Raw genomic sequence first — 24783 nt, forward strand, 5'->3', positions numbered from 1 at the left:
CGGACGGCTCAGCTTCATCAGACTTCGTCCTCCTTTTTCGTCAGACCAACTCTTTTCACTTAATAAAATAATATGTCAGGCGTGAAAAAACGGAACGTGCCATATGCTTTATTTTTCTTTATAGGATATTTGTTCGAGGTTTAATAAAACGGCTTTTACATCAGTCTTGCTGCCCGCGTATCCCGTTAAGGCACTATTTTTGCCGATTACCCTGTGGCACGGAATAAAAATCGGAAGCATATTGCATTTGTTGGCTTGTCCGATGGCGCGCACCGCTTTTGGATTGCCGATCGCTTCGGCAATATCGGCATAGCTTCGGGATTCCCCGTAAGGAATCATGGCAAGTGTGTCCCACACTTTTTCTTGAAAAGGTGTGCCTTTTTGTCTCAGCGGCAGAGAGAAATGCTTTCTTTTTCCGGCAAAATACTCTTCCAGCTGTTTTTTTGCCTTCATTAACAGGGCGGTTTCACGCATTTCAGTCTGAGGGGATGATTGTTCCCATTCCGCAAAATCGTCCCCGCTCAGAAAAAGGCCGGTGATAAAGCCTTCTTCCTCTGTGATCATGATAGTTCCAAGCGGTGTGTCCGCACTTGTAAAGCAGGTCATTCGATATTCCTTCTTTCCTCTTTGTTCTGCCGGATCGGGAGCGTCAAATGAAACACGGTTCCTTTCCCTTCTTCACTTTCAACATGAATACGGCCTTGGTGTTCTTCGATGATTTTGTAGCTGACCATCAGCCCGAGGCCCGTTCCTCTGTCTTTCGTCGTGTAGAACGGTTCTCCCAAACGTTTCAGTTTGTCCTCTGGGATGCCGGTACCTTCATCTTGTAATGAAATCTGAATGTGATCTTTATCCGAAGGCTGAATGGTCACGTAGATATTACCGCCGTCGGGCATGACTTCGATTGCGTTTTTTAAAATATTAATAAACACTTGTTTTAATTGATTGGGCTCACAGTAAATCGGAGGAATGTTTCCGGTCAGATTTAAATGGATCTGCACATTGACAAGGTTGGCCTGGGCGTTCAGAAGATCAGCCGTGTCTTTCATAATCTGCGTCACATCTTTTTCTTCATACAATATGGCCTGCGGTTTTGCTAAAATTAAAAATTCGGTGATAATAGACTCGATGCGTTTTAATTCTGAGGTAATGACGTTAAAATACAGGGAATACTCACCTTCAATACTTCCTTTGAGAAGCTGAATGAATCCTTTCAGCGCCGTCATGGGATTTCTGATTTCGTGGGCGATGCCTGCTGCCAGCTCCCCTACGACGTGCAGGGTGTCGGATTTCCGAAGCCGCTCCTCCAGCTCTTTGCGCTCCGTGACATCTTTAAAGATGGCAAGATTCATATTTTGAATGATATTCCGCTTGAAGGAAAATTCCAGTTTGCGGTGATCGCTGCTGCTTAATAAAAAGGGGATTTCATTATCCATTCCTTCTAAATCAATCTCTCTTGCGGGAACGCCCGCGTTTTCAATGTCAAAAGAAGAAAGAATGTCAGGCACGGCGTGTGTTTTCAGCTCTTCATGCGGAATGCCGAGAATGCGGCTGGCCAGCGGATTCGCGTCGATAATGCGGAACTGGTTGTCAAATAATACGTTGCCGTCCATGGAGCCGTTAAATACTTTTCTGAATTTCAGCTCGCTTTCCCTCAGTTCTTTTTCCATTCGCTTACGGTCGCTGACATTTCTTAAAATCGTCAAATGCTGGCCTTCGAGTATCGTCCGTTTTGACGTGAATTCAAGCTCTTTATATTGTCCGTTCCCCATCTGAAACAGCATTTCTTCCCGGATTTCACCGTATTTTTCGTATTTCTTTTTGATATGTTTGTATTTTTTCTGCGGATCAGCGATAAACGTACATAAGTACCGCTTCAGAAACTCGTCCATCGGCAGCTCAAAAATTCGGCATGCCGCTTGGTTCGCCTTGGCGATTTTTCCGTCGTCAGACCAAATCACGATGGCGTCCATGGCGTTTTCAAAAATTTCGCGGAAGCGCTCTTCGCTTTTAAAGAGTTTTATTTCCATCGACCGTTTTTCCGTTATGTCTCTCATAATGGACATATAAAACCCGCTGATTAAGTTGGAAGTGATCGTAAACTCAAACAGCTTCTCCTTACCTGACCGGAGCTTGACGGGCAGCTCTCCCTTGGCTTTTCCTTTCCTGCGGAGAGTATCCCAAATGTCCTTCAGGTGCATGTTGTTTTCGCCGTCTGTAAAATGCTGGAGTGACAAATGAAACAGCTCGTTTTGGTCTATCTCGAAGCTTTTGCAAAAAGAGAGATTTGCATCAATAAATCCCCCGTCCTTGTCAAACAGCACAATTCCGTCAACAGCCCTGTCAAACAAATCTTTGAACAGCTGTTCGTTCATTGAGAATTCCCGCTCCAATATTTTTTTAGAGGAGATGTCCCTCATCACCACAAAAAAATAATCCTCCCCAATTCCGTCCCTGGCAAGGAATTCAATGTATTTTGTTGCGCCGCTGTCCAGCTTAATCGGCACCTCTTTCCATAAGAAGCCCTTATCTAAAAATTTCTTGACGGCCGCGTTCAATTCTTCCTGAGGGACAGAATATAAAAAATCGAGGACGGAGCGGTTGATGAGGCCGTCTGCCTCAATCTGCATCATCCGTGCCGCAGCCTCGTTCGCCTGGACGATTTTCATTTCCTTATGGCAGATGAAAATGGCATCAAGCGTGTTGTTCATTATGATATGATATCGGCTCAAATCATTTTTCAGACGGTCATTTTCCTCCTTCAGCCGCTTCAGCTGCTCTTGCAAAGATTCCTTTGTTTGCAAATCCAGAGTTTCAGCCATTCAGTACACTCCTTCTTCAAAAAACCTATCCTTCAATATTTCTACAAAATCCTCCGTCTTCCTTCATTTGCCCTATACATTTCAGAAAATTTCAATGATATGACAAGTTAAAGTCTTTTTCTACGATCCTTACCTCCCCGTTACATCATCCTAACAATCCTTTTTTTTCGCCTTCATTTTTCATTTTTTATTTTAAAATGGACACGAGCAGGAAATAATCATGCAGTGAATGATTTTTGAAGAGAAGGTGATGCTATGACGAAATCGCGTGACAGTTACTTTGACAATGCCAAGTTTATTTTGATTTTCCTTGTGGTGTTCGGCCATATCCTCCGGTCATTTATTAACGGAAATGAGTTTATGCTCCATCTCTACAAATTCATTTATACTTTTCATATGCCTGCCTTTATCCTTGTGTCCGGCTATTTTGCGAAAAACTTCAAGCGCAAAGGTTATGTGAAGAAACTGGCTGTGAAGCTGATTATTCCGTATTTGATTTTCCAGAGCATCTATTCGGTTTTTTATTACTTTATTCAGGATGAAAGCATAACAAGCGTTAATCCGATTGATCCGCAGTGGTCTCTCTGGTTTTTAATCAGCTTATTCTTTTGGAATCTGCTGCTGTACCCATTTACGAAACTGCCGAAAATGTGGGCGCTTGCTGCGAGCTGCGGGCTTGCCGTTATGATCGGTTATCTCGATTTCATCAGCAGCACGCTGAGCCTTTCACGAACGTTTGTCTTTCTTCCGATGTTTCTCGTCGGCTTTTATTTAAATAAAGATCACTTTGATTTACTGAAGAGCAAAAGGGGCAAACAAATTGCCACCGGCGTTCTTTGCACGGTTTTTCTTTTATGCTGGTGCATCGACTTTGATTACTCGTGGCTGTTTGGCTCGGAACCCTATTCAACATTCGGAGACGTGACGCTGTTAAGCGGGCTGTCACGTATCGGCTGGTATGTTTTGGCCTTTGCCGCTACCTTCAGCTTTTTGGCACTCGTCCCGCAAAAACGCTATTTCTTTACAAAGTGGGGCACGAGAACATTTTACGTCTACCTGCTGCACGGATTTATTATTAAAACCTTGCGGCAGATCGGGCTGGAGGATCATCTGTCTGATTATCAAAATGTAGTGATGCTTCTTATTTTAACAGCAGTCCTTACATCCATTTTATCCAGCAATGCTGTGAAAACAGCCGCCCAGCCGTTTATTGAATTGCGAATGACCGCCTGGCTTGAAGCTGTAAAAGGAACAAGGAAAAATGCTTATTCCAAATAACGAAAAATACCTCTTAAGCGCGTGCCGCCTAAGAGGTATTTTTTATTTTTTGCTGTCTTCTTTTTCCTTCGGTTTTGTCTGTTCAAGCGTTTCAATCAGTTTTCCGGCGTTATAATCACCGAGTTCGCTTGAGAATTCTTCTTCAAGCAATTTAGGATCCATCGGTTTTTTATGATTTTGCATATCCTTGCTGTGGCGGTTTTTTGTCATGCTTATTCGCCCCCTTGTTTGCCGTGTTTTGACTTGCGGTTTGCGCCCCTGAGTCCCGGATCACCGTCATATTGTGTTTTGTATGCATCTTTATCCATACTTTCTGTCGGTGTGTTGTTATTTGTTAAAGCTTCATTCGTTGCTGCCTTGCGTTTCATCTGATTTCCTCCTTCTGTAAGCAATTCTGTTTTGAATTCCTGCAAAATCGATTTAAGATCGCGCACTGTGACCGTTTTTGCCTCATCCATCAGCTCGTAGCCGATTTGTCCGTTCGGCTCCAGCAGCACAATTTTAAAATCCTTAATATCCCCGAGGCCCTCCTGCCTGATCCTCATCGACAGCTGTGATTCGGTTAAGCGCATTTTTTTTAAATTTTTCGATATGACTTGCCCGTTTTCAACAACAGCTATGGTTTTCCCAGAAAATAAATACTCGAAAAATTTTGATTTGATTTCGAGGAATTCCATTAGAATCAAGACCAAAATGAAAATCGTTGCCGCAAAAATGGTTTCCCATAAACTATGCTCAATAAACGGCTGAATGATAATGGAGCCGATGGAAATCATGATGACTGTCTGGGTAACCGACAGCTGGCTAATCGATTTCCGTCCGGCAAGTCTTAATAAAAAGGTACCGACCGCTATCATAATCACTGATTTCCATAATACGGCTAACAAGTATGTCACCTCTTTAGGATTAGCGTCTCCCAAGAATTCATTTCCACACATCTTTTTTTTGGCAATAAAAAAGCACCGCGCTTGAAGACGCGGTGTCAGCCGATAATGACTCTTTCCTTCGGATAATGGTAATTCGCTTCGATTTCTTTGCGCCCGATTAAATAAAGGAAAGTCAATATGCCGATTCGGCCGATAAACATGACAATCATAATGACACATTTGCCGACGTCGCTTAAATGCGGCGTAATCCCCAATGACAGCCCGGTTGTTCCGAAAGCCGAGCATACCTCAAACAGCAGTTCAAGCAGTGACTGATGCTTTTCGGTCACGGCTAAAATGAGCGTCGATCCGAAAACAAGCAAAATAGCCATCATCGTGACGACAAGCGATTTCATGACATCCGCCTGATGAAGCTCGCGTTTAAATACCTTCACGGCTTTATTCCCGCGGGCAAAATGAAATAAAGCAAGGAGATTAAGCGCAAAGGTCGTCGTACGGATTCCGCCGCCGACTGAGCTTGGCGAAGCGCCGATAAACATCAGGGCGCATATAAAAAATAAGGTCGGCGCCGACAGCTGGCTGATGTCAATCGTCGCAAGCCCCCCGCTTCTCGTGGCGGTTGATTGAAAGAGACATAAAAATAAAGTATCGTGCCAGCTTTTCCCCTTTAAGAGATGGCTTGCTTCAAGAGCATATATCCCGACAGCCCCGAACAATACGAGCAGCCCAAACATGATCGTCGTAATTTTCGTAAACAGCGTAAATGAATATCTGCGCTGCTTGGAAAATAAAAAGCCCTTCACTTCCACAAGCACCGGAAAACCGATAGCGCCGAAAATAATCAGAAGCATCGTAATAAATTGCACAAAATAGTCATGTCTGAACGGAACGAGCGAATTTCCGGTAATATCAAATCCGCCGTTCGTCGTGGCGCTGATGCTCGCAAAGAAGCCGTGTAAATAGGCTTGTTCAAATGAATGATAATACGTTAAAAAATACGTTCCTAAAATCAGGCCGCCAAAAAACTCGATCCATAAAATCAGAACCAGCACTTGCTTCATCAGATTCACGATCCCGGAAAACTGCGATTGGTTTTGGTCGACCATTATAAGTTTTCGTTCCCTTAAACCAATCCGTTTCCCCATAATCAGCCAGACGAATGTTCCGAGCGTCATAATGCCGATTCCGCCGAATTGCAGCACGAAGGCTAAAATGACAATTCCTGTCGTGCTGAACGTATCAGCCGTGTTTACAACCGTTAATCCGGTCACGCTGACTGAACTGACAGCCGTAAACAGCGCGTCTATAAACGACCAGCTGGCTCCCTCTTTATGGGCAGCCGGCAAACTTAACAAAATAAATGCGACCGTTACAGCGAGAAAATAATATAACGCAATCAGCTGTGCGGGCGACAAAACCTGTATTAATTTCCCTAGCTTTAATTTCATATGATTATTCCTTCAGCCTCTCATTGTAGTACGTAATTATTCTAAAGATATTAGGAGAATTTTTAAAGGTTTTTTGACAAAGAATTTTCTTTACCTTATGTAATTACACATATCTTTAAACAAAAAACCTCTGAACCAGGTTCAGAGGTTATTGACATTATTTCGCTTCCAGCCTGCGGATTCTTTCATCCAGGTCAGGGTGAGTAGAAAACAGAGACGAATGCTTTTTCCCGTTGATTTTTAAAGTTTGCACCGCTGTCTGATCCTCTTCGTTTACATGGGCTGTATAAGATTTCAGTGTGCGCAGGGCGTGAATCATTTTATCCTTACCGGCAAGATCCGCTCCTCCGCGGTCAGCATGAAATTCTCTATGGCGTGAGTACGCGAAGACGACAAGACTGCCGAGTATGGAAAAGATAATCTGAAACACAATTATCGCGATAAAGTGGACGATCGGCGCAAGATCTTCTTTTACAAATCGGCTTGCAATCCATGCCGCGATACGTGAGAGGAATACAACAAACGTATTGACGATTCCCTGCAACAGCGTCATCGTAACCATATCACCGTTTGTTATGTGCGCGACCTCATGGGCAAGAACCCCTTCTACCGCAGCATCATCCATTTGCTGCAGAAGCCCCGAAGAAACCGCAACGAGCGAGCGCCGTTTAGACGGTCCGGTCGCAAAGGCATTGACTTCAGGAGAATTGTATATACCGACCTCAGGCATTTTCGTTAAACCTGCGGAACGAGACAGTCTGTGGACGCGGTCGACTAATTGCTGCTCCTCATAGCTGAGTGATTGTTTTTTCGGGTTTAACACCCTGACACCCATCATTGTTTTTGCCATCCATCTGGACATGGCAAGTGAAATAAAGGAACCGACAAAACCGACAACAAGGCTGAAGACGAGTAATGCCGTCAGATCTACCCGGCCATTTTGTATATACGAGCCAACACCGGTGACGCTTGTAATGATCGTAAGCACAATCCCGATTGTCGTGATGACCAAAATATTCGTTAAAATAAACAGAAATATTCTTTTTGCCATAATAACCTCCGTCATTTTAAGATCAAAAGAACTTATTTAATTAAATTATATCTGATCCGTTTGAAAATGCAACAATTACGACGTATGATGATAATGTATTTCTCAGCGATTGAACAAAGTAAACACGTAATCAGAGGTGAACAATGAATACTTTTAAACTGACCCGAACTGACATGGTCCGGCTTCTTTATGCGTTACAAGGCCAAGGGGACACAAGCCCTCTCCAAATCTTAATAAAATCAGCAAAATCAGCAAATATGACGTTAGATGAAGCAGAGAACCACCTTCACATTCCTGAGTTTCTCACAAGATTTGAACGAAAAAAAGAAAGGAGAGAATACGGGCTTTCAACAAACGAGATTGTCGAGCTCGGCAACTTGTGCGAGCTGACGTCTTTAAAATCAACGGCTGTCCAAAATTGGGTGAAACGCGATATTAAAGACTTAATCGGCCATCCCGAATTAGGAAAAAAATATTCAATCGAACAAGCTGTTATTCTTCTCATTGTACGTGATTTAAAATCAATTTATGACTTTGAACATATACGCGTCATATTAAAGATTGCTTTCAATACCATTACAGACCGGTCCGATGACATCATCAGCCCGATCAGCTACTATGAAAGCTGCGCTCAGGTAATCGATTATATTCACCACAAAGACAGCCCTCCGATGAAAGAGACAAGCCTTCAAGAGCTCGTTGAACAGCAGACGGACAAGCTGCGCGGCCGCTTTAAAGAGCTGGGAAGCGGACAATGGGAGAAAATCAAAACCATTATCGCGGTTACGGTGCTCTCCGTTTTGACATTCCACATCCAGACTACCGCCTACAAAATGACACGCCATTTGTTATAAAAGATGCTTTCAGCCCCGGTCCTTTTACCGGGGTTTTTTAACGGCGTACAACAATTGCCAGCATAATGGGGACGATTCTGCCTGAAACTAAGACGCGTAAATAATCTTGCCAGAGAAAAGGAGATGAAAAAGATGGCGAGCAGAAATAAACTCGTTGTTCCAGGGGCTGAGCAGGCACTCGACCAATTTAAATACGAAGTGGCTCAAGAATTCGGCGTGAACCTTAGTTCTGACACAGCAGCACGCGCAAACGGCTCTGTGGGCGGAGAAATGACAAAACGGCTTGTGCAGCAGGCCCAATCACAATTAAACGGGAAAAATCAATAATACAGTTTATTCGCCGGGATTTCTCGGCGAATTTTGATGTTTATCAGCATTCTCCCTGCCGTGCCGGTACCCATTCGGATTCCGGCGGTCTGACGCATCTTCATGCCGGTGATAGGATTCGCGGTGTTCACTGCGGTCCTGATTCCAGCGATGATTATAATACCTTTGTTGATACCCTTTGTCATTTCCGTTTTCTTGAGGATCTTGTGTTGGGGTTTGCTCTGTTTCCCCATCTTGTTCCTTCTGTGTATTTTCCTGTGATCCGGAATTTACATTTGTGTCTTTTCCCTGATTGTCGTCCTGGCTGTTTGGACTCTGATTATTTGGGTCAGTTGTTTCATTGCTGTCCGGCTGCTCTGTTTTCAATTCTCCATCAGTATTTTTTTGATCGTCTGCTGCCGGTTTTTCCGCTGCCGGGTGCTCTGTTTGATCACTGTCTGTCTCGGTGTTCTGATGTTCGGTTTCATTGCTGTCCGTTTTCTTTTCGGGCCGGTCTTCTTCTGTTTTCTTTTCATTTCTTCTTATGTAGCTGCCTGTTGACATTCCTTCCTGTTTTGCTTTTTCCCTTGTTTCCATATCTGATTCAAGAGATTCCAGGCGGTAGGTGTCTTTATATTTTTTCGTTACGTCAGCCAGCTGTTTTTTAACGCCTGTTTTATATGTATGATCATCTGAATTTTCATAAACCGTGGAAATTAAGATCTCTTTTGATTCCTTTACATATCCATGCTTGCTGCAATCGGTAATTATATCACTGATGACTTCCTTAAAATCATTGCTTTTCCAATCGCCGATATCATCGATGACCTGTTTGGCATCATTATTCAGCGGCGTCAGCTCAATAACCTCATATTTGCTGTTTAACGCCATTTCAATACTCGGATTAATGTCAAGCGTCATGTAGGCGTATGCTTTGTTATCAGAAAAAATCGGGAGCATAATTAAAATAAATAAAATAATAGCTGTCATTGTAAAAACTCCCAATTTGAAAGGGCGCAGTTTCAGAAAATCAAAAAAGCTGGCCCTTCTGCTCATACGCGTTTCGCCTGAAAGCGTAATTTCCTCTCCGATTTCACAAGTATGGTGATCATTTTTTGTTTTTAAAAATTGTCCGTCAGGGGTTAGCAACGTGACGAATTTTTTATTTTTTTCTACAATGATCCCTCTTCTCATGAGTGCAACACCCCTTTAAGATAATCTTTTAAATAAATATAATCACCGGTAATAATAATGCTCATGGCAATGATATACTTTCTGTTCCGCTCGATCGTTTTTCTGCTGACCGACACAAGCTGCTCCAGCTGTTTGACCGGAAGCTGTTTTTTCTGGTGAAGAATGGCTGCCAATTCTTCATTTTCCACAAGCGTATAGGCAACCTTAATCGCATTCTGCCTCGCATCTGTATGCTTTGGCGATTGCTCAAGCAATTCTTTAAAAGACAATCCGTACTCTCTCAGCTGCTTTTGAAAAAAAAGGATTTCTTCCCGCCGCTGTTCCTGTTCAATCTGTTTGCGGTATTCATCGATGGAAAGCTCTGCCTCGATTAGGCTCTGGGAAGACTCCTGATCATCGCCTTCTGGCACATCCATATTGATATGCTGAGCGGCTCTTGCTTCTTTTCTTATATAATCTATTACTTTTCTTTTTATAATCAGCTCTGCAAATGCAAGCAGCGAATTTCCTTTTTCAGGCGAATATTTTTCAATGGCTTCGTTAAACGCGATCAGTCCGATGCTGAATTCGTCGTCTTTTTCATCTATATATCGTTTACAAACGGATGAAACCGTCTTCGCGATAAAAGGCTTATATTGCTGTATTAAATCGTTCTGCAGATCTTTGTCGCCTTTTTGTATTTTTTCAACAGATGTTTCAAGCGTTTGTTTCTTTTTTCCCAATTTAAACAAAAGGCTAAGCACTGGTTTCACCTCAGTTCCTCCCTATAACTACTCATAATCATAGCTAATTTAGTAGGGATTCGCAAAGGAAGAAAAAGAGAAATCGATTTCTTTTGTCTCAATTATGACAAACTAATAAGACGTACTATACATGATTTCGTGCCCTTATTTAGAATTAAGGGGGTTTTCTGTACGTTTTTTGTAACAATGCTGTTATAAAATTGTTATCATATGTCTTGTTTGTAAGCGCTTCAACTATAAAAGGGAGTTCCGCTTTGAAAAAGCAGAACTCCCTTTTTGAACCCTTTTACGCGTGCTCTCTCCCAGCGGACTCTTCTTTATGCCTCTCCTCTTGCGTTTTTTTTGAGCCGGACATAAACCATCCGCCGGCCGCGATCGCCGCCAGAACCGTCCAAAAAACGACCTTCCATGCCGCCGAATGAATAAAGTGAGCGGAAACCATACCGATTTCCTCATGAGCAAGGGTGTATAAAGCGAGTTTTACACCTACCCAGCCCACAATAACAAATGCCGCCGTTTCCAAACTCGGGCGTGTTTTCAATAAAGAAACGAACATGGATGCCGCAAAACGCATAATAATCAAACCGATGATTCCGCCCGCTAAAATAACGATAAACTGACCGCCGTCAAGTTCTCCGATGGCTGGAAGCGATGTCTTAGGAAGCGTTACGGCAAGCGCGACCGCCGCTAATATCGAATCAACGGCAAAGGCGATGTCAGCCAGCTCCACTTTGAATACAGTCGCCCAAAACCCGCTTTCTTTCTGAACTCTCTGTTTGCCGTCATTTTTGTATACATAGCGCTTCAGCAAGTGGCTTACGGCAATGTAAAGCAAATACAAGGCCCCGATTGCCTGAACCTGCCATACATTAACGAGAAAAGAAATGGCGAATAATGAACCGAAACGTAAGATGAAAGCCCCTGCCAGTCCGTAAAACAATGCTTTCTTTCTTTGTTTCTCCGGGAGATGCTTCACCATCACCGCCATCACCAGCGCATTATCCGCCGCTAAAATCCCTTCCAGCCCGATTAAAACGAGAAGAACCCAGCCATACTCCAACAACAATGCAATATCCAATTTTACTCCTCCTCTTCTCCGTTTTCTGTCATCCGAGCTTATACCGGCGGTTTTTTTATACAAAAAAGACCTTTGCCGATATAAGGCAAAGGTCTTGCTAGACATGAAATGATTGGCATGCCAACAAAGCCGATGGATATAGATCCATGAATTGACGACTTTGTTTCCGGAAAATCCGGACGCTACTCCCCTTTGGGATATCAAGAAAATATTGGTTTATAAGCTCATCATAAAGGCTGTTTCTAAGTTTGTCAATGCTTAACTTTTTCATTAAATGAAGAATCCGCTTTGATCCCGTTTCTTCTTTTCACCAGCATATAAACGGCAAAAAGCAATACAATGAAAATACCGAACGGCAGCATATATTGATCAAGGATTGAGCCGACGCTTTTCCAATTTTCCCCGAGCTTCATGCCTAAATAAACGTAAACGAAAGTAATCGGCAGCATGGCGATATATGTATAAAGGGAAAATACCCAGACATTCATCTTTGCAATTCCGCAAGGCAATGAAATCAATGTCCTTACACCGGGTAAAAAACGGCCGCTGAAAGCCACAAAACCGCCGTGCTTTTGAAAAAACTCATCCGATTTTTGAAGAGATTCGGGCTTTATCCATATGTACTTCCCAAACTTCAGCAAAAACGGCCGGCCGCCCCATCTGCCGATCCAGTACAAGACAAGCGGGCCGGAAAGACCGCCGAGCGACCCCGCAAACACTGCGCCGGCAAACGTCATATCTCCTCTCGAGACCCAATAGCCCGCAAGCGGAAGAACGATTTCCGCAGGGATGAATTCTATACTCAGCGCCAAAAAAATTCCGGCGTAGGATAAGCTCTTAAACGCCTCAATTATCGTTAGGATAACATCTTCGATCAGTATCACTCCCCTTATGGGTCTTCTATTCCGAAACTTCAGAATGATTTTAACACATTTGCACCGGAAGAAACGATTACTTTATCTCGAGACTGAAATGTTTTAAAGGCATGCCGCTATAAATGAGAGTTATTTCAGATCGGTGACAAGAAAGCGAGAAAGCTGCGGCTTGATATGGTGCTGAGTGAAGAGGCGGAAACGGATATGCAAAAAAGCTTTCGGGTGAAAAAGGCTGTGATTTCTGCAAGGCTTCTACTTCAGCAGACCTTTGCGGCCAAAGGAACTCGAACAGCTGGTTAGTGAAACGCCGCACCACCCATAAGTTGCTACACATGGAATGAGGCTGTCTATCCACAATAAAAAACAAAAAGGAGTTTTTATTCATGCATACGATGTGGAAGGGATCGATCAGTTTCGGCCTCGTCAATATTCCGGTTAAGCTCTTTGCGGCCACTGAAGATAAAGATGTAAAATTCCGCAGTCTTCATAAAGAAGATCACGGGCCGATTAAATATGAAAAAATCTGCACCGGCTGCGAAAAAAGCCTCAGTCCGGACGAAATTGTCAAAGGATACGAATATGTAAAAGGAAAATACGTTATTTTGACCGATGAAGACTTGAAAGAAGTAAAACAGGAACACGAAGAAAAAGCGGTTGAAATCGTTGATTTTGTTCAATTAAAAGAGATCGATCCGATTTATTTTAACCGTTCTTATTATGTCGGGCCCGGAGACAACGGCACGAAAGCTTATACGCTTTTGCGGGAAGCGCTTAGAACGACAGGTAAAATCGGCATCGCCACCATTACGATCCGTTCAAAACAGCAGCTTGCCATCCTCCGCGTGTATGAAAATTGCATCGTGATGGAATCTATTCATTACCCGGATGAAGTCAGAAGCGCGGGACATGTGCCAGGCGTCCCGGATCAAACGGATGTAAATGAAAAGGAATTGCAGACAGCCATCACTTTAATCGACGAGCTGACAACCGAATTTGACCCTGAACAGTACGAAGACACATACCGCAAAGCCCTTCTCGCCAAAATTAATGATAAGCTGGAGCATCAGGAAGCGGGTGTCACACCGGCTGCGGCAGGTCCGCGTGAGGATGTCATTGATCTCGTCAGCGCCCTTCAGGCAAGCATCGATCGAACAAAGCGGCCCGATCGCGAGAAAGCGGCGCCCGCTCAGCCGAAAGAAGCTGCACCTGCTGGCAGCGGGGGCAAAAAGCGGAAAACAACAAGACAAAAAGCCTCCGGAACGTCATAGTCATGGTGCTGACGATGCAGCCGATTTTGACCTCCTCACCGCCTGAGGGCAGTGAATGGCGCTACGAAGTGAAGTATGACGGGTTTCGCTGTCTGCTCCATGTGAACGCAAAAGAGGTTACATTAACAAGCAGAAACGGCCAGCCGCTCACCAGCCAATTTCCGGAAATCACCCTTTTTGCGGCACAATGTTTTCAACAGATGAAAGATAAGCTCCCCCTTACGCTCGACGGAGAGCTTGTCTATTTGATCAATCCGTACCGGGCAGACTTTGAGCGTATTCAAATCCGCGGGCGTTTAAAACGTGCGGAGGCCATTGAAAAAATGGCTGCCGAACGGCCGTGCCGCTTTCTTGCGTTTGATCTGCTGGAACTAGCGGGAGCAAAATTCGCTTCTCATCCATATTCGGAGCGGAAGCAAATGCTTTTTCATCTGCTGGCGGAAGCACAGCTCCCTGCGTCTCCTCATCACCTGGCAAAAGAAGCCATTCAATACATTCCCGAGCATGCTGGCTTTGACCCGCTCTGGAATACAGTTGTACGGCATGACGGAGAAGGAATTGTGGCGAAAAAAACAAACAGCAAATGGATCGAAAACAAACGGTCTCCTGACTGGCAGAAATATAAGCATATGAAAACGGCGCATGTTTTATTAACCGGTTTTAATCCGAAAAACGGCTATGTGACCGCATCGGTTTTAAAAGACGGTAAGGTCATTCCCGTTGCGTCAGTCTCCCATGGCATGCAGGACGAAGAAAAAAACGCCGTCAGAACGATTATGGAGACCCACGGAAAAAAGCTGGGAACCGGCGAGTATACACTCGATCCTTCTATTTGTATGACCGTCCGATATTTAACCGTTTTGCAGGATACGCTGCGGGAGGTCTCCTTTGTTTCCTTTCAGTTCGGCATGGATTGGACGGCTTGCACCTATAAGCAGCTTGTTCTTCACTCAAAAACGCTGCATCCGAAACTGCAATTCACTAGCCTGGATAAAGTCATTTTTAAAAAACGCAAAAAGACAAAAGAGGATTTTATATGCTATATCGTTCAAATCAGCGATTTTCTTTTGCCTTTTCTAAAAGACCGGGCAGTCACAGTCATCCGTTATCCGCACGGAGCGCCCGGTGAATCCTTTTTTCAGAAAAACAAACCGGATTACACGCCTGACTTTATCTCATCCGTTTTTGACGGAAGCCATGAACATATTGTTTGCAACGATATGTCAACACTTTTATGGCTGGCTAATCAGCTGGCGCTGGAATTTCATGTTCCTTTTCAAACGATACACAGCGAAAGACCCTCAGAAATCGTAATTGATCTCGATCCGCCGTCACGAGATGATTTTCTTATGGCCGTGCAGGCGGCGCATGTGCTGAAGCAGCTGTTTGAGTCATTCGGCATCACGCCGTTTCCAAAGCTGTCCGGAAATAAAGGCATTCAGCTCTACATCCCGCTTTCTCCGGAGGCTTTCACTTATGATGATACCCGCCGGTTTACAATGCTCATTGCTGATTATTGCGTCAGGACCTACCCTGATCTTTTTACGACAGAGCGTTTTATAAAAAATCGCAATGGAAGGCTGTATCTTGATTATTTACAGCATGCCGAAGGGAAAACGATTATTTCTCCCTACTCCACACGGGGCAATGAACTGGGAACCGTCGCCGCCCCTCTGTATTGGAACGAAGTAAACACAGCGTTAACGCCTGATGATTATACGATTGACACAGTGATTGAACGTGTAAAAAAGCAAGGCGACCCGTTTTATGACTTTTACCGCCAGCCCCAGGACGAGCCTCTTTCAATCGTGCTGGAGCAAATAAAGAAAAAGAGCTGATTTCTTCTGTCAGCTCTTTTCAGCTTGATATGTGCCCATCAGCTTTTCTTTAGAAATCATTAAATAATAGGAATAAGGAATATTTTTGAGGGTGAATTGTTTTGTTGTAAAATATAAAATCGGAATATGCGCCACTTGCTTAAATACCCTGTAAAATCCATTGGACGGCTTCATTACCTCAAACCCGAGCCTCGCCGCTCCTTTATGAAGCATCGTGATGCCGATGACGCCTTTAATCTCGTCTTTTCGTTTATGCTGATGAATATAATCAGCTAAATGAGGCATGGATTGATAAACCTTTTGGTATATCATAAAGCCTCTTCTGACCGCACTTTCAATATGCTGCAGCTCTTTTAGGAGTTTGACATTATGAAGATGAATCTTGACCAATATATCGTTCTTTTTAATCCGGGTTCCGTCGCTTAATACGACTTCTTTTCCTTTATACCTTGTTAAACGGACGCGAAACACATTGGACTTGTGTTTGTCAATCAGCGTCAGCCGGGTAAAAAAGAAATAAAGCGGATCAAGTACATACCAAATGGACAGCAGACAGCTCCTCACACGCTCACCTTCTTTATTGTTCAAAGCACCCTCATATTTTGGCATGAGGCGTGTCACATTATGATTGGTAAATAATGATGCTACCCTTTTCCATCATATGCAAAAAGAGCGGCCGGCTCTACAGCCGCGCACAGAAAAAAACACTCTCTATATAGAGAGTGCCCGGCTCGTTTTTCAATGCGAAGGTTTGCGTTTAACGGAACAGCAAATGCTGGCTGTGAATACCCGCTTTTTTCAATAGGGCTATCAGCTGTTCTTGTTCATCAGGCATAAGTCCTGAAAACGCTCTCGCAATTCTCAATGAATGAATCGGATAAATTTTATCCAAATACTCGTTTCCTTTATCAGTTAAATGGGCATAAACAGACCGTTTGTCCTTCGGATCTTGTTCTCTGACTAAAAATCCGTTTCTCTCAAGCTTATCGATGACATAGGTGACATTCCCGCTGACAAGCAAAAGGCGCGATCCGATTTGCTGCAATTTTTGCGGGCCTCTCGTGTACAGAAGTTCTAGCACTGCAAATTCAGTCGGATTAAAGCCATGTTCTTTGCTGTCACGGATACTGTGTTCGGATACACTTTTGAAAGCCCTTGCAAAAACTTTGTACAAATTCATCGAACGCATAACTTCCTCTTCGTTAAACGATAATCTCATCATATCTACCTCGTATATAAGATTTTTATAAAAAAATAATGTAAACCCTTACAATTAATAAGAGTCGTTTTCTGTTTTATATTCTATTCGTGCTGTTTTTCAGAATTCCTTCTTTTTTATATAAAAAATACCCTTATACATAAATTAATTTGTATAAGGGTCTCGTTCTCTATAGGGAATGTTCCGAAAAAAATACGCGTATTCCTTTCTTAGCTCCGTAATGGTCATCGAATTCAAGATCTCTTTCGTATAAACTCCGATCTGAAGCAATTTTTTTGAATAATGGCTTCTCTCTTTGTCCAATGCGGTCTGTAGCAAATGACTCATGGCGCCCTCCTTTGTTTTGCGTTATTCTGTTAACAGGATAACGTTTTTATATCAATGACGTATAAAGCATTTGTAAAGCTTCTGTAGATTATGATGTTTTTCGGTAAAGCCCGTTTTGTACGGAACGGAGCAATTGAAAAGCATGTTCTCCGGCAAGCTGCATGAACGCTTCCAGCATTTCATCCCGTTTCATATCCAGTTCTATAATCTCTTTTGCCAGCAAAACCGCTTTTTCTTCCTCCATGAATATCCTTCCTCCTCATTGTTTCTGTACATCAAGCATAAAACGGGATGTTAGGCCGTGCATCAAACTTGTTAATTTTTCTGCCGTCTTTTTTCTAAAATCTTCTATTTCATGTTAGAAAACCTAACAATCGTCAGGTTTTTTCTCTTCTTTTTTTATATAATATGAGTAAAAGACATCCAGGGGTGGAAAAATGACGACAGACGAACAATCTTACAAAGACAAAAAAGTGATTTCGATCGGTATTGTAAGTGAATTAACCGGATTGTCAGTCAGACAGATCAGATATTATGAAGAACGGAAATTGATCTATCCGCAGCGCTCTTCACGGGGGACGAGAAAGTATTCTTTCGCAGACGTAGAACGGCTTATGGATATTGCGAACAAACGGGAAGACGGCGTCCAAACCGCGGAGATTTTAAAGGACATGCGCAAAAAAGAACAAGCCCTGAAAAATGATCCGCAGGTCCGGAAGAAAATGCTCAAGGGACAGCTTAACGCCCACTTCAAGTATAAAAACCGCTAAATAAAAAAGTCCGCCTCACAAAAGAGACGGACTTTTTTTACAGCGCATGAAGAAATGCCGTTGCGATTCCGAAATAAATTAATAAGGACAAAATATCATTAAGCGTCGTAATCAGCGGCCCGGAAGCAATCGCCGGATCAATGTTCAGTTTATGAAGAATAATAGGGACAATCGTTCCCGCCATCGTTCCGATAATTAAGGTCACGAGAAGAGACGAACCGACGACGAAACCGAGCGTTAAGTCCTTCTGCCAGACGGATGCGACGATCGTAATCGCTATCGAACAGACGATTCCGATATAGATACCGGCTCTCAGCTCACGGAAAATCAGCTTAAAAATGGTTTTTTTATTCATTTCTTCTTTAGCCAAACCTCTGATAACCACAGCGAGGGACTGTGTACCGGTGTTTCCGGTAGTTCCCGCGATCATCGGCATGAAAAATGCCAAGGCGACTACTTTTTGCAATGTGTCTTCAAAATAATTCAGAATGCTTCCAGAAATCAATCCGATAAACAAAAGCAAAATCAGCCACGGCAATCTGCGGTATGCCGCTACATAAGCTTTCGTATCAAACGTGATCGCTTTACCCGATGCCGCGAATTTTTCATAATCTTCATCGGCTTCTTTAATAACGACGTCGATAATATCATCGACGGTGACAATGCCGACCAGCACATTGTTTTCTTCGACGATGGGAATGGCTAAAAAGTCATACCGCTGAATAAGCCGGGCGACTTCTTCCTGATCTTGAAGCACTCCCGCTGAAATGACACGCGTAAACATGAGATCTTGGACTTTATCTTCCGGATCTCCGAGAATTAAATCCCTGTAGGAAAGAACCCCGACAAGCTGCTTGCTGTCATTAATGACGTATAAATAGTTTATCGATTCAGCGATTTCTGCGAAGCTTTTCAGCTTGACGACCGCATCATTTACAGTATAATGCTGCGGGATCCAGACAAAGCGGTTCGTCATCATACGGCCCGCTGATTCCTGCGGATAGTTCATCAGAAGCTGGACGGCCTTTGATTCCTCCGCCTCCATGCTGGAGAGCAGCTGTTCTTTCAGTTCTTCATCCATCTCTTCCAGCAATGCGGCGAGATCATCGTTATCCATTTTGTTCATCGCGAGGGTTGCTTTCGTTTTACCGACTTTATGTAAAACGGCAAGCTGGAATTCCCGCTCTAATTCTCCGATCATGTCGGTGATATCATCAACCGTCAGGTACGACAGGTAGCGGGCCCGGTGTTTTTCCGGCATTTCTTTAAATAAAAACGCCATATCATAAGGCTGAAGTTCATCTATCATGCTGCGGAATTCTTTTATTTTTCCATCCCGCAATAAAATTATAATGCGTAATATGAGTTCGTCATAGGTCATGTTTTGAACCATCGGGACTCGTACCTCCTTTACGGAGACGCGCCGTCTGTCAAAGAAAGTGCGGCGGACCGTCTCCTCATCATGTCATCACTTGTTATCTGGCTGTATATGGGTACTTCTTCTGACATACTCGAATGGGGAGAATCCATACTCCGCACCTCCTTATCATGCTCAGTCATGTACATTTTGAGGCATAAAAAAAACCTTCTGAATTGAAGGCGAAAAGAAGCACGGCAAATAAACGTGCGGGGCCTTCAATCGTAGAGCTTTAGCACTGTATGGCATAGGATGACCATCCAGCTGCGTTAAAAATCACCTTATGTCGATGATTCCTGTTGACCCATTGGCGTCTTTGGACATTTTTGGGCAGCAGCGTATCTCCATACAGGAGCCTCACCTAACGAAGTTCCTATTTGAATTGACACACTGAGATTACAGAAAAAAAAGGGATGTGTCAACCATAAAATGCGTTATTTCAGCTATCGGTGACAAAATAAACGGAATAAAGGCTGAAGCCCTTATTCCGGCAAATCGCTTTCATCTTCTTCTGAGAGCAAATGATACGATTCATGCAGCATTAACGCGTATTCCCCTTCTTTTGTCGGATGGGGAACGTATTCAGCCTGATTAATGTACTGCTCTTCTCTTTTTTTCATGTGCAAACCTCCTTTTCACATTAGATTGTCCAAAAGAATGCCTGTTATCATAGGAAAGAAAAAACCCCGCCCGAGGGCGGGGTCAGGCGCTATATTTTTCGGATCGTGAAAAATTTCCGCAAGAGCCAAGGCCCCGGATTGAAGCCGAGCGTCAATTGCCACGCTCCGATTGCCTGAAGGCCGAATTCCCGCACGAGAACCATTTTTTCACTCATGCTTCTTACGTCTTCAAACCACACTTCATGGGCTCTTCCCTGTTCATCCGTGTACCGGAAATACGGCGAGCGGTCTTGCTCGGAATAGTGTATCGCCGACTGGTGCTTCATAGCGGTTTCAATCGCCCGCTGATTGGATATGGCCGTTCCGATGGTGCCCGGTTTGTACGGAATGAGCCAATCATAGCCATACAGCGGAACACCGAGAATCACTTTTCTTCTCGGCACCCTGCTGATGGCAAAATTGATTGTTTCCCTGACCTCGGTCAAAGGCGCAACAGCTCCCGGCTCACTGCCCGCATGGTGCCAATCGTACGCCATAATAAACATGTAATCGACGACAGCACCGATTCCGCCGTAATCATACCCGCGAAGCCAAGGCACCCCTTCACTTGTTTTAGCCGGAACCGATATGGTTAAAGCAAGCTGATGCTGGGAAAGCCGGTTTTTTAATTCACGGAGAAAGCCTGTGAAAAGATCACGATCCGCTTCACTGATCCGTTCAAAATCAATGTTTACACCGCCATACCCCTTTCTTGTGGTCAAACTTACGATATTGTTGACGAGGTTCGTCCGGGCTGACGGATTTTGCAGCACTTGATGGGCAAGGTCAGAACTGAACCCCCCGCCCGTCAGATTCGTAATGACGGCATGCGGCCGCACTCTGTTTTTCCACGTGGTTTCAATCGCTGTTTTGTCATTTAAATCATTCAAAAGGTCCCCATTTGGGCCAAAATGATATTCAAACAGCGATATCGCTGATGAATAGGGTGCATAATCGTTGATTAACGCTCTGTCTGCTTCAGGTGTCCGAATGACATAAAATTGCAGAGTACCGGCAAGGTAGTTCGAGATGTCAGGTATCCTCACCTTCATTCCCGCCTGTAAACGGTTTGGCAAAATCGCGGGATTGGCCTGCATCAGCTGCATTTGCAAAACATAAGACTTGCTCGCGATGACGGCATACGTATCATTCGGCTGAACCGTATATTCATAAAGAGGAATAAGCAGCGCTTGCCCCGGAACAATATTTGTTTCCTCAAGCCCGTTGACGCTTCTGATCCGGTCAACAGGAAATCCGTATCTCCTGCTTATTGAAAATAACGTGTCGCCAGACTGCACTGTATGAACAAACATAGGAGTCCTCCATTTCCTTTTTTAAAAAAGGCGCGCGATAAACACTCTTCCTATCTTTATGAATGACAGTCCGGCCCGATTCCTCTCTTCAGCCGGGAAAAGCTGTTTACAAATCAGAATTGATCAACTATGATGATGTCATCATAAAAAACTGTATAGGAAACGCACTAGGGGTGCTGTAATGGCTGAGATAAAACATGCTGCGGCGTGTTTTGATCCCTTATAACCCGATCTGGATAATACCAGCGTGGGGAAGTGCAGATTGACCGAAGCGCGGTTTATTTTCCATGCGTTTTCGTTCTGTTGCTGCATATTCCCTTGGATATGCAGTTTTTTATTTTCATTTAAAAACGGGAGGGAAACGAGAATGATGAAGCCGAATGATCATTTCCTGTAACGAAGTCAGTATTCAATAGCAGCCGATAATTCAACAGACAAGAAAGCAGGAGATTAAAAATGAAGAACTGGAAAATGAGAGAAATTGTTGTCATGTCAGTCATCAGTGTTGTATTCGCCGTCATCTATTTATTGTCTACTCACTTAAGCAATATAGCGGCCGGTTTTTTCGGCCGGATGAGCTATGAACCGATTTACGGCATTTGGTTTATCGTATCGGTTATTGCCGCATACATCATTCAAAAACCCGGAGCGGCGCTTATTTCTGAAGTCATTGCCGCATTTGTGGAGTGTCTTCTCGGAAATCCGTCAGGCCCGATGGTCATTCTGATAGGAATTGCGCAGGGGCTGGGAGCGGAAGCCGTCTTTTCAGCCACACGCTGGCGGGTCTATTCCCTGCCTGTTTTGCTGTTGGCGGGGATGGGTTCTTCTGTGACAAGCTTTATTTATGATTTGTTTGTTTCCGGCTACTCTGTTTTGAATCCGGGTTTATTGGCAGTTATGCTGATCATCCGTCTTGCTTCCGGTGCGATTCTTGCCGGGCTTCTCGGAAAAGTGATCAGCGACTCGCTTGCCTATACGGGCGTGCTGAACGGAATGGCGCTCGGAAAGGCATTCAAAAAGAAAAAGAAACAGGTGACCCAAGATGCAGGCATCTGATCCGCTTCTCACGGTTGACCGTCTGACATTTTCTTATGAAGAGGATGAAAAACCGATTATTCAAGACGTATCATTTCAGCTGAAAAAAGGAGAACGTGCCTTATTGCTCGGTCCGAGCGGGTGCGGCAAAAGCTCGCTTGCCCTTTGCTTAAACGGCCTTTATCCGGAATCGTGCGACGCGGTTCAAACAGGCCGTATTGCCTTATACGGGACACCCCTGTCAGATCTGTCAGAGCCTGCCGCCAAATCAATCGGCGCGGTGTTTCAAGATCCGGATCAGCAATTTTGCATGCTGACGGTTGAGGATGAAATCGCCTTCGGACTGGAAAATCTGCAATATGCAAAAGAAGACATGGACAGGATCATTGATGATGTGCTGGAAAAATTCGAAATTCTCCATCTGAAGAAACGAACAATCACTGCCCTGTCAGGCGGGTTAAAGCAAAAAGTCGCGCTCGCTTGTATTATCGCGATGGAGCCTGAACTTATTATTTTGGATGAACCGACGGCTCAGCTTGATCCTTATTCTGCGCGTGAATTCGTACAGCTGATCAGAGAACTCCAAAAGAAAAAAGGCTTCGGCCTTCTCGTTATTGAACATCAGCTCGATCATTGGGCGCCGTGGATGGACAGAACGATTGTGCTTGACGAATCGGGGCGGAAAGTGATGGACGGGCCGACAAAAGACATCTTTCAATTTCAGCTTGATGAGCTGACGCAGCTCGGAATAACCATTCCGCGCGTCATTACTTTGCAGAAGCATCTTCGTATCCCTTTTACTTTGTGCAAAGAAACCCTTTTTAACGAGCCGTTCCCTCCCCTTTCGGATAACGGAGGGATCAAGCCTTCTTCAGAAGATGCGCTCAGCGTTCACGATCTGTCATTTAAAAGAGGATCGAAACCGATTTTTCAGAACCTGGGCTTTTCCGTAAAAAAAGGCTCAATCACTGCGATTGCCGGGCCTAACGGCACCGGAAAGTCCACGCTTCTCTCAGTGCTTGCCCGGCTGAATCGGCCGGAGAGCGGACTGATTGAAATAGATGGAAGACCGATTGATTCCTATTCTGAAAAAGAGCTGCGGCGCCATATGGGATTTGTATTCCAAAATCCTGAGCACCAGTTTGTCACTGACACAGTCATGGATGAACTGCTATTCGGCTTTGAACGTCATAAGGGAGTGAAGGAGAAAGCCCTTCAGCTGTTAACCCGGTTCGGGCTCCGGCGCTATGTCTCGTATCATCCGTTTTCGTTAAGCCAAGGACAAAAACGCAGGCTCAGCGTTGCGACAATGCTGATGCACGATGTAAAAATGCTGCTGCTTGATGAGCCGACATTCGGCCAAGACGCAAAGACGGCGCGTGAATGTATGCAAATGCTTCAAGAGATTCAAGCAGAAGGAACGGCGGTTCTAATGGTGACACACGATATGGAGCTTGTCTCCGAATATGCCGACAGCATTCTTGTGCTTCATGATACGAACCTGGTTTACTATGGGTCACCTGACTCTCTGTTTTCTGAACGGCACGGGCTCGTTGAACAGGCAAAGCTGGCTTTGCCGCTGAAGTATGAATGGATGAGACAAGATGGGAGGCAGAGACATGAATCACCGGCTGCAAGCTGTTAACCCGACGATAAAAGCGGCGGCTGTCCTTTGCTGTGTCGTGATGCTGTCGTTTATTTATAATCCATATACGCCGGCTTTGTTTTACATTATCATCGTGGCAGGTGTCATAACGGCAGGCCGGATTCCGCTGAAAAAATGGCTTCTGTTTACGGTTCCGTTTTTCATTCTCGCCTTCGGCTGCTTATGGACAGCGGCCGTTTTCGGAAATGTCCCGACAACCGCCGGCAACCTGCTGTTCCGGCTGGGGCCTATTTCCGTCAACAGTGACAACGCGGCACTCGGCGTTTCGATCGGCTTTCGCATTTTATGTTTTTCTGCTTTGTCGATGATGTTTATTTTCACAACCGATCCGATTCTGTTTATGCTGAGTCTCATTCAGCAGTGCAAGCTGCCGCCGAAGCTTGCGTACGGCATTATCGCCGGTTTTCGGTTTCTTCCTCTTCTGAAAGACGAGATCCGGATCATCAGGCAGGCGCACAGAATCAGAGGCGCTGTGACTGAATCCGGCCTGAAAGGAAAGCTGTCCGCCTTTACACGCTATACCATTCCGCTTTTGGCAGGTGCGATCCGGAAAGCGGAACGCACAGCCATCGCAATGGAATCAAAAGGTTTTACAGGCAGCCGAAACCGTACGTATTACAGGACCGTGACTGTGCGGGGCGGCGACTGGTTCTTTTTCCTGCTCGTCCTTTTATTATTTGGCGCAAGTTATACTGTCTCTTTATTCTTTTTATAAAAACAGGCCGCCGGAGACGA

General features: G+C 44.4%; 26 protein-coding genes and 2 riboswitches. Of the genes, 9 read left to right on the forward strand and 17 right to left on the reverse strand.

Translation table 11 applies throughout. The annotated features are described in order from the left end of the window. Positions 1-108 precede the first annotated feature (108 nt). Both J7E26_RS06535 and J7E26_RS06540 read right to left on the reverse strand, forming a co-directional pair. Entirely contained in the window at positions 109-606 is a 498-nt protein-coding gene (locus tag J7E26_RS06535; RefSeq protein ID WP_214799738.1) for a methylated-DNA--[protein]-cysteine S-methyltransferase, read from the reverse strand. Further along, the gene (locus J7E26_RS06540) at positions 603-2822 is read right to left on the reverse strand and encodes a PAS domain-containing sensor histidine kinase (protein WP_214799740.1); all 2220 of its coding nucleotides are present in this window, start codon (positions 2820-2822) and stop codon (positions 603-605) included. The genes J7E26_RS06535 and J7E26_RS06540 overlap by 4 nt, the downstream gene beginning before the upstream one ends. 255 nt (positions 2823-3077) lie before the next feature. On the opposite strand from J7E26_RS06540, the gene J7E26_RS06545 reads away from it, so the two are divergent. Beyond that, positions 3078-4100, forward strand: a complete 1023-nt coding sequence (locus J7E26_RS06545) for an acyltransferase family protein (RefSeq protein WP_214799742.1) — start codon at positions 3078-3080, stop codon at positions 4098-4100. A 42-nt stretch (positions 4101-4142) separates the two neighbouring features. Here the strand turns inward: J7E26_RS06545 and J7E26_RS06550 are convergent, their stop codons facing one another. From J7E26_RS06550 to htpX, 4 genes are all read right to left on the reverse strand, one after another. Next, entirely contained in the window at positions 4143-4310 is a 168-nt protein-coding gene (locus tag J7E26_RS06550) for a hypothetical protein (protein ID WP_214799743.1), read from the reverse strand. Positions 4311-4312: 2 nt separating this feature from the next. Further along, positions 4313-4987 (reverse strand): DUF421 domain-containing protein, encoded by a 675-nt coding sequence (locus J7E26_RS06555; RefSeq protein WP_214799745.1) that lies wholly within the window; start codon positions 4985-4987, stop codon positions 4313-4315. A gap of 95 nt (positions 4988-5082) precedes the next feature. Beyond that, a complete protein-coding gene (locus J7E26_RS06560; protein ID WP_214799747.1) occupies positions 5083-6435 on the reverse strand; it encodes a TrkH family potassium uptake protein in 1353 nt (450 codons plus the stop codon). 157 nt (positions 6436-6592) lie between these two features. Then, complete coding sequence (gene htpX, locus J7E26_RS06565) at positions 6593-7486, reverse strand: protease HtpX (protein ID WP_214799749.1); 894 nt, start codon at positions 7484-7486, stop codon at positions 6593-6595. A 143-nt stretch (positions 7487-7629) separates the two neighbouring features. Here htpX and J7E26_RS06570 point away from each other — a divergent pair, with 143 nt between their 5' ends. Together J7E26_RS06570 and J7E26_RS06575 are read left to right on the forward strand one after the other, a co-directional pair. Continuing rightward, a complete protein-coding gene (locus tag J7E26_RS06570) occupies positions 7630-8340 on the forward strand; it encodes a DUF1836 domain-containing protein (RefSeq protein ID WP_214799751.1) in 711 nt (236 codons plus the stop codon). A gap of 132 nt (positions 8341-8472) precedes the next feature. Beyond that, positions 8473-8667: an alpha/beta-type small acid-soluble spore protein gene (locus J7E26_RS06575; protein WP_214799753.1), complete on the forward strand. Its 195-nt coding sequence runs from the start codon at positions 8473-8475 to the stop codon at positions 8665-8667. 6 nt (positions 8668-8673) lie between these two features. On the opposite strand, the gene J7E26_RS06580 is transcribed toward J7E26_RS06575, so the two are convergent. The 4 genes from J7E26_RS06580 to J7E26_RS06595 form a co-directional block, all read right to left on the reverse strand. Next, positions 8674-9840 (reverse strand): anti-sigma-I factor RsgI family protein, encoded by a 1167-nt coding sequence (locus tag J7E26_RS06580; protein ID WP_214799755.1) that lies wholly within the window; start codon positions 9838-9840, stop codon positions 8674-8676. After that, entirely contained in the window at positions 9837-10592 is a 756-nt protein-coding gene (gene sigI / locus J7E26_RS06585) for an RNA polymerase sigma factor SigI (RefSeq protein WP_214799757.1), read from the reverse strand. The genes J7E26_RS06580 and sigI overlap by 4 nt, the downstream gene beginning before the upstream one ends. Before the next feature lie 277 nt (positions 10593-10869). Further along, positions 10870-11661: a TerC family protein gene (locus J7E26_RS06590; protein ID WP_214799759.1), complete on the reverse strand. Its 792-nt coding sequence runs from the start codon at positions 11659-11661 to the stop codon at positions 10870-10872. 251 nt (positions 11662-11912) lie between these two features. After that, on the reverse strand, positions 11913-12545 hold the full coding sequence (locus J7E26_RS06595) for a DedA family protein (protein ID WP_214799761.1): 633 nt from the start codon (positions 12543-12545) through the stop codon (positions 11913-11915). 374 nt (positions 12546-12919) lie between these two features. Between J7E26_RS06595 and ku the strand changes: the two genes are divergently transcribed. Both ku and J7E26_RS06605 read left to right on the forward strand, forming a co-directional pair. Further along, the gene (ku, locus tag J7E26_RS06600) at positions 12920-13804 is read left to right on the forward strand and encodes a non-homologous end joining protein Ku (RefSeq protein ID WP_214799763.1); all 885 of its coding nucleotides are present in this window, start codon (positions 12920-12922) and stop codon (positions 13802-13804) included. Positions 13805-13806: 2 nt separating this feature from the next. After that, positions 13807-15642 (forward strand): DNA ligase D, encoded by a 1836-nt coding sequence (locus J7E26_RS06605; protein ID WP_214799765.1) that lies wholly within the window; start codon positions 13807-13809, stop codon positions 15640-15642. A 9-nt stretch (positions 15643-15651) separates the two neighbouring features. On the opposite strand, the gene J7E26_RS06610 is transcribed toward J7E26_RS06605, so the two are convergent. The 4 genes from J7E26_RS06610 to J7E26_RS06625 form a co-directional block, all read right to left on the reverse strand. Then, a complete protein-coding gene (locus J7E26_RS06610) occupies positions 15652-16206 on the reverse strand; it encodes a YkoP family protein (protein WP_214799923.1) in 555 nt (184 codons plus the stop codon). A 193-nt stretch (positions 16207-16399) separates the two neighbouring features. Further along, on the reverse strand, positions 16400-16864 hold the full coding sequence (locus J7E26_RS06615; RefSeq protein ID WP_156476255.1) for a MarR family winged helix-turn-helix transcriptional regulator: 465 nt from the start codon (positions 16862-16864) through the stop codon (positions 16400-16402). A gap of 141 nt (positions 16865-17005) precedes the next feature. Next, entirely contained in the window at positions 17006-17188 is a 183-nt protein-coding gene (locus J7E26_RS06620) for a hypothetical protein (RefSeq protein ID WP_061528033.1), read from the reverse strand. An 88-nt stretch (positions 17189-17276) separates the two neighbouring features. Beyond that, positions 17277-17432 (reverse strand): hypothetical protein, encoded by a 156-nt coding sequence (locus J7E26_RS06625; protein WP_214799767.1) that lies wholly within the window; start codon positions 17430-17432, stop codon positions 17277-17279. 193 nt (positions 17433-17625) lie between these two features. Between J7E26_RS06625 and J7E26_RS06630 the strand changes: the two genes are divergently transcribed. Next, on the forward strand, positions 17626-17958 hold the full coding sequence (locus J7E26_RS06630) for a MerR family transcriptional regulator (RefSeq protein WP_214799769.1): 333 nt from the start codon (positions 17626-17628) through the stop codon (positions 17956-17958). Between the two features lie 37 nt (positions 17959-17995). Here J7E26_RS06630 and mgtE read toward each other — a convergent pair whose 3' ends face one another. The 3 genes from mgtE to J7E26_RS06645 all read right to left on the reverse strand — a co-directional run bounded on the left by mgtE (position 17996) and on the right by J7E26_RS06645 (position 21347). Next, a complete protein-coding gene (gene mgtE, locus J7E26_RS06635) occupies positions 17996-19351 on the reverse strand; it encodes a magnesium transporter (protein ID WP_214799771.1) in 1356 nt (451 codons plus the stop codon). Positions 19352-19585: 234 nt separating this feature from the next. Beyond that, positions 19586-19751: riboswitch (M-box (ykoK) riboswitch) on the reverse strand. 106 nt (positions 19752-19857) lie between these two features. Then, entirely contained in the window at positions 19858-19995 is a 138-nt protein-coding gene (locus J7E26_RS06640; RefSeq protein ID WP_156476266.1) for a transcriptional regulator SplA domain-containing protein, read from the reverse strand. Between the two features lie 89 nt (positions 19996-20084). Next, positions 20085-21347, reverse strand: a complete 1263-nt coding sequence (locus J7E26_RS06645; RefSeq protein ID WP_214813208.1) for a glycosyl hydrolase family 18 protein — start codon at positions 21345-21347, stop codon at positions 20085-20087. A gap of 159 nt (positions 21348-21506) precedes the next feature. Continuing rightward, positions 21507-21618, forward strand: a riboswitch (TPP riboswitch). A 185-nt stretch (positions 21619-21803) separates the two neighbouring features. Here J7E26_RS06645 and J7E26_RS06650 point away from each other — a divergent pair. The 3 genes from J7E26_RS06650 to J7E26_RS06660 are packed head-to-tail and all read left to right on the forward strand — an operon-like array spanning position 21804 to position 24763. Further along, entirely contained in the window at positions 21804-22403 is a 600-nt protein-coding gene (locus tag J7E26_RS06650; protein ID WP_214799774.1) for an ECF transporter S component, read from the forward strand. Further along, a complete protein-coding gene (locus J7E26_RS06655; protein ID WP_214799776.1) occupies positions 22390-24027 on the forward strand; it encodes an ABC transporter ATP-binding protein in 1638 nt (545 codons plus the stop codon). Before J7E26_RS06650 ends, J7E26_RS06655 begins: the two co-directional genes overlap by 14 nt. Further along, positions 24002-24763: an energy-coupling factor transporter transmembrane component T family protein gene (locus J7E26_RS06660; RefSeq protein WP_214799778.1), complete on the forward strand. Its 762-nt coding sequence runs from the start codon at positions 24002-24004 to the stop codon at positions 24761-24763. Before J7E26_RS06655 ends, J7E26_RS06660 begins: the two co-directional genes overlap by 26 nt. Positions 24764-24783 lie beyond the last annotated feature (20 nt).

Origin of the sequence: Bacillus sp. ISL-51 (assembly GCF_018613535.1) — a bacterium.
Classification (GTDB): Bacteria; Bacillota; Bacilli; order Bacillales; family Bacillaceae; genus Bacillus.

Bases quoted from the DNA above. Each gene is read 5' to 3' on its own strand.
- J7E26_RS06650 (WP_214799774.1), top strand. From the start codon at position 21,804: ATGAAGAACTGGAAAATGAGAGAAATTGTTGTCATGTCAGTCATCAGT.
- J7E26_RS06660 (WP_214799778.1), top strand. From the start codon at position 24,002: ATGAATCACCGGCTGCAAGCTGTTAACCCGACGATAAAAGCGGCGGCT.
- ku (WP_214799763.1), top strand. From the start codon at position 12,920: ATGCATACGATGTGGAAGGGATCGATCAGTTTCGGCCTCGTCAATATT.
- J7E26_RS06645 (WP_214813208.1), bottom strand. From the start codon at position 21,347: ATGTTTGTTCATACAGTGCAGTCTGGCGACACGTTATTTTCAATAAGC.
- J7E26_RS06640 (WP_156476266.1), bottom strand. From the start codon at position 19,995: ATGAAAAAAAGAGAAGAGCAGTACATTAATCAGGCTGAATACGTTCCC.
- J7E26_RS06535 (WP_214799738.1), bottom strand. From the start codon at position 606: ATGACCTGCTTTACAAGTGCGGACACACCGCTTGGAACTATCATGATC.
- J7E26_RS06625 (WP_214799767.1), bottom strand. From the start codon at position 17,432: ATGGAGGAAGAAAAAGCGGTTTTGCTGGCAAAAGAGATTATAGAACTG.
- J7E26_RS06630 (WP_214799769.1), top strand. From the start codon at position 17,626: ATGACGACAGACGAACAATCTTACAAAGACAAAAAAGTGATTTCGATC.
- J7E26_RS06560 (WP_214799747.1), bottom strand. From the start codon at position 6,435: ATGAAATTAAAGCTAGGGAAATTAATACAGGTTTTGTCGCCCGCACAG.
- J7E26_RS06540 (WP_214799740.1), bottom strand. From the start codon at position 2,822: ATGGCTGAAACTCTGGATTTGCAAACAAAGGAATCTTTGCAAGAGCAG.
- J7E26_RS06545 (WP_214799742.1), top strand. From the start codon at position 3,078: ATGACGAAATCGCGTGACAGTTACTTTGACAATGCCAAGTTTATTTTG.
- J7E26_RS06620 (WP_061528033.1), bottom strand. From the start codon at position 17,188: ATGAGTCATTTGCTACAGACCGCATTGGACAAAGAGAGAAGCCATTAT.
- J7E26_RS06575 (WP_214799753.1), top strand. From the start codon at position 8,473: ATGGCGAGCAGAAATAAACTCGTTGTTCCAGGGGCTGAGCAGGCACTC.
- J7E26_RS06655 (WP_214799776.1), top strand. From the start codon at position 22,390: ATGCAGGCATCTGATCCGCTTCTCACGGTTGACCGTCTGACATTTTCT.
- J7E26_RS06550 (WP_214799743.1), bottom strand. From the start codon at position 4,310: ATGACAAAAAACCGCCACAGCAAGGATATGCAAAATCATAAAAAACCG.
- J7E26_RS06580 (WP_214799755.1), bottom strand. From the start codon at position 9,840: ATGAGAAGAGGGATCATTGTAGAAAAAAATAAAAAATTCGTCACGTTG.
- J7E26_RS06570 (WP_214799751.1), top strand. From the start codon at position 7,630: ATGAATACTTTTAAACTGACCCGAACTGACATGGTCCGGCTTCTTTAT.
- htpX (WP_214799749.1), bottom strand. From the start codon at position 7,486: ATGGCAAAAAGAATATTTCTGTTTATTTTAACGAATATTTTGGTCATC.
- J7E26_RS06615 (WP_156476255.1), bottom strand. From the start codon at position 16,864: ATGATGAGATTATCGTTTAACGAAGAGGAAGTTATGCGTTCGATGAAT.
- J7E26_RS06605 (WP_214799765.1), top strand. From the start codon at position 13,807: ATGGTGCTGACGATGCAGCCGATTTTGACCTCCTCACCGCCTGAGGGC.
- mgtE (WP_214799771.1), bottom strand. From the start codon at position 19,351: ATGGTTCAAAACATGACCTATGACGAACTCATATTACGCATTATAATT.